The organism is Staphylococcus pseudoxylosus (assembly GCF_003697915.1).
GTDB classification, from domain to species: Bacteria; Bacillota; Bacilli; order Staphylococcales; family Staphylococcaceae; genus Staphylococcus; species Staphylococcus pseudoxylosus.
Genome location: NZ_RCVN01000041.1, coordinates 1 through 1,041, shown reverse-complemented (window position 1 = coordinate 1,041; position 1,041 = coordinate 1). Strand labels below are relative to the sequence as shown.

Sequence of the window (1,041 nt, the reverse complement as noted above, 5' to 3'; positions counted from 1 at the left end):
GATAAGGTAGAACAAGAGGTTGATCGCTTTGAGCAAACAAGAAACTAATCATCTTCTAAAAATTAAAAAAAAAGATTACCCTCAAATCTTTGATTTTTTAGAAAACGTTCCTAAAGGTACAAAAACTGCTCATATACGAGAAGCACTTATTAGATACATTAATGATTTGGGTGATACTCCTCCTATATCTTTTAATAACAAAATAAATGATATGAAATCTATCAAGTATAATAATGAAAAATTATTGGGTGGTCCAAGTGAAGAACGGAAAAGAGAAATTCGAGAAGCAATTAAGCAAGAAAATATTAAACAATCCAGAAAGAAAAGTAATGAAGAAGATGAACTAGAAGAATTGGTGGATTTAGATGTAAATCAATTGTAGTAAAATAGTAGGCTGTTTTAGAAAAAGTGAGGTTTTATTTTTATAAAAATTAGTATATAAGTAGGAAAAAGGGGTTAAAAGATGAAAAATAAAAAAGAGCCAATTGTGTTATACGATGAATCAGGATCGAGAGAAGATATGGATATTTATCTTCAAAGGATGGAAGAATTGGAAGGTTACAATAGGAAAGCTTCTGGATTACTGGTGAAAATATGTCTATATTTGGTAAGTTTATTAATAATTAGTTTAGTTTTACTTAAATTTTTAAACGATCAATAATCAAACATAATTTAACTTATGGGAGATGCATATGCTTACACTTTCACAAATGGTATAATATTGAAGTCGCCCATCTCTCAGGCGTCAAGTTGACGTAGAGAGGAGGTGGAATTATGCTTGATAACTTTGTTCACATCACGACCACGGCAGCGAGTGGTTGTATCGTAGCGTTATTTGCGCATTGGTTACGCAATCGCAACGATAAGAAAAAATAGGCGACCTTTAAACCAACACCCAAAAAATCCCCTCACTATCGGAAGTAGTGAGGGGATTGGTGTATTATGCTTAATAACTTTGTTAAATGTATTATAACATTATAGTAGGTAGGAATGCAAAGTGAGAAATTTACAATGACAATACATACATTAAAATAGGTAATG

3 protein-coding genes are annotated in these 1,041 nt (G+C 31.3%); all 3 read left to right on the top strand.

Translation table 11 applies throughout. The annotated features are described in order from the left end of the window. Positions 1 to 28: 28 nt before the first annotated feature. On the top strand, positions 29 to 382 hold the full coding sequence (locus D9V42_RS15500; protein ID WP_244204790.1) for a plasmid segregation protein ParR: 354 nt from the start codon (positions 29 to 31) through the stop codon (positions 380 to 382). Positions 383 to 463: 81 nt separating this feature from the next. Further along, complete coding sequence (locus D9V42_RS14655; RefSeq protein WP_069792572.1) at positions 464 to 661, top strand: hypothetical protein; 198 nt, start codon at positions 464 to 466, stop codon at positions 659 to 661. A gap of 113 nt (positions 662 to 774) precedes the next feature. Then, positions 775 to 876: a type I toxin-antitoxin system Fst family toxin gene (locus D9V42_RS14650; protein ID WP_002495781.1), complete on the top strand. Its 102-nt coding sequence runs from the start codon at positions 775 to 777 to the stop codon at positions 874 to 876. Positions 877 to 1,041: the final 165 nt, after the last annotated feature.

Coding starts and splice junctions, on each gene's coding strand:
- D9V42_RS14655 (WP_069792572.1), top strand. CDS start 464: ATGAAAAATAAAAAAGAGCCAATTGTGTTATACGATGAATCAGGATCG.
- D9V42_RS14650 (WP_002495781.1), top strand. CDS start 775: ATGCTTGATAACTTTGTTCACATCACGACCACGGCAGCGAGTGGTTGT.